Source organism: Tianweitania sp., from assembly GCF_032053605.1.
Classification (GTDB): Bacteria; Pseudomonadota; Alphaproteobacteria; order Rhizobiales; family Rhizobiaceae; genus Tianweitania.
This window is the reverse complement of the sequence record NZ_DAMBUH010000155.1, coordinates 1-2,491: the sequence shown is the minus strand read 5'-3', so window position 1 is coordinate 2,491 and position 2,491 is coordinate 1. Positions and strand designations below refer to the sequence as shown.

2 protein-coding genes are annotated in these 2,491 nt (G+C 62.5%); one reads left to right on the top strand and one right to left on the bottom strand.

What is annotated here, in order from left to right; genetic code table 11:
- A partial coding sequence (locus RTX98_RS19625) for an amidase family protein (RefSeq protein ID WP_312798543.1) occupies positions 1–523 on the bottom strand: 523 nt, incomplete at its 3' end.
- Between the two features lie 548 nt (positions 524–1,071).
- Here RTX98_RS19625 and odc2 point away from each other — a divergent pair.
- A complete protein-coding gene (gene odc2, locus RTX98_RS19620) occupies positions 1,072–2,205 on the top strand; it encodes an ornithine/lysine decarboxylase (protein ID WP_189503085.1) in 1,134 nt (377 codons plus the stop codon).
- Positions 2,206–2,491: the final 286 nt, after the last annotated feature.

Here is a 2,491-nt window from a genome sequence, read left to right as displayed (position 1 = left end):
CGAACCAACCGAATGTGTCGAGGCTCGGCGCCAACGGCATCGCGCCGTCCAGCGAAATCCGCCCATGCGTCGGGCGCAGGCCGATCAGGCCGCAAAAGCTTGCCGGCGCGCGGATCGATCCGCCTGTGTCCGACCCCAGCGCAAAATCCACCAACCCGGCGGCCACCGCCGCTGCGGAGCCGGATGACGATCCGCCCGTCACGCGATCCGGTGCGGCGCTGTTCACCGGCTCGGGATAATGCGCGTTCTGCCCCATCAGGGAGAAGGTCAGCTCGTCCGTCTGCGTCTTTCCCGCGAATCGCGCGCCCGCATCGAGCAGGAGCTGCACGCTCGGGGCGGTGATTTTTGCCGGTTGCGACTCAGCGAGCTTCACCGGGTTGCCGCCGCCGGTCGGCAGGCCTGCAACATCGTAGATGTCCTTGACGGCGAAGCTCAGTCTGGAAAGCGGTCCATTTTGACTATTGGGAACAATGACTTGCGTGTTCGGCATGAAGGCGTTCACGCCGTCTTGGATGTCCGTCATCGTTCAGGCTCCGGATACAATGACGCCAACATCGTCCTGCTTTCGAACTTTTTCAACCAGTGGGATTTTTCCGATTGATTGTGACGAAGGCTCTCCTTATATCCGCGCTTGCCCAAAGTCGCACGTGCCTGTGGGCGTCCCCCGAACCTCGAAATGGCGAGGCAAGGGCAGGTAACCGGGAAGTAACGAGCCCGGTCGGTTCAGCGGCCAACCGCCGATCCGAGGACGCCTTGAAGCAACGACGGTGCGGGCCTTTCTGGTTACCCCTCGGTTGTCCATATCCGGGGTTAAACAAAGAGGCACACCCTCATTGCCGGCAGTGCGGAACGGGAAACTCCCATCCAAGCCAAGGCAGACAAAGCGAGCTTGAGCCGGGCGGCTCTCTGCTCATCGCCGTGTGATACGTTGTTCTGGTTCCGGGGTCTCCACCGGCTGGTGCCAGAAAGAGCGGTCGCGCCTTTGTCCACCGCGTTTGAACGAGGCCTGCTTGGCCCGTGCGGCGCAGCCTTGAGTGCATCCTGAAGAAGGGTGCGCCGATGGAGAGTTTCATGGCTACACAGCGCATCATCGACTTCCTCGCCACCCGACGTCCCGACGGTCCCTGCCTCGTGGTCGACCTCGACGTCATCGAAGACAACTTTCATGCCTTCGAGCGCGCCTTGCCGGACTCGAAGATCTTCTATGCCGTGAAGGCAAACCCGGCTCCGGAAGTGCTGCGCCTGCTGGCCCAGCTCGGCTCCTCCTTCGACACCGCTTCCGTGGCGGAAGTCGAAATGGCGCTCGACGCCGGTGCCACGCCTGACCGCATTTCCTTCGGCAACACGATCAAGAAGGAGCGCGACATTGCGCGTGCTTATGCGCATGGCATCCGCTTGTTCGCCGTGGATTGCGTCGAGGAAGTCGAGAAGATCGCCCGCGCCGCCCCTGGTTCGCGCGTGTTCTGCCGCGTTCTGACCGATGGCGAGGGCGCTGAATGGCCGCTGTCGCGCAAGTTCGGCTGCGTGCCTGCGATGGCTGTCGACGTTCTGCGTCACGCCAAGTCGCTCGGTCTCGACTCCTATGGCGTGTCCTTCCATGTCGGCTCGCAGCAGTGCGATCTCGGCGCGTGGGACAAGGCGCTGGGCGATGCCAAGATGGTGTTCGAAACGCTGGCGCGCGAAGGCATCGTTCTGAAGATGGTCAATATGGGCGGCGGTTTTCCGACCCGTTACCTCAAGGACGTGCCGGCTGCGAAGGCTTACGGCCAGGCGATCTTCGAAGCGCTGTCGAAGCATTTCGGCAACCAGATCCCGGAAACGATCATCGAGCCGGGCCGTGGCATGGTTGGCAATGCAGGCGTCATCAAGTCGGAAGTCGTGCTGATCTCGAAGAAGTCCGACACGGATGATGTGCGCTGGGTGTATCTCGACATCGGCAAGTTCGGCGGTCTGGCCGAAACCATGGACGAGGCCATTCGCTACCCGATCGCCACGCCGCGTGACGGTGACGCGGTTGCGCCTTGCGTCCTCGCCGGCCCGACCTGCGACAGCGCCGACGTTCTTTACGAGAAGACGCCGTATCCGCTGCCGCTGTCGCTGACGATCGGTGACGAAGTGCTGATCGAAGGCACCGGCGCCTACACCACCACCTACTCGGCGGTGGCCTTCAACGGCTTCGAGCCGCTCCGATCCTACGTGATCTGAGCCGCCTGTAAGCCAAAGCAGGCGGGTCCATCCCCCGCCTGTAATATTCTTCACAATCCCTGCCTGCGGCGGCCGATCTCGCAACGGATCGGTGCGCCAGGTGTTTCGCTCGCTTGATCGTGAAATACCATGAACACCAACACCGCTTTCCAGGCGTCCTTTGACGCCCTCATCCAGACCGGTCTTCCCAAGGTTGATCATCGTCCTGTCGACCGCCCGGCCTTTACGCTGGGCGCTGAGCGGCTGCGCGATGTCGCCTCGCGCGAAGACCTGCTCGACCGTGCCA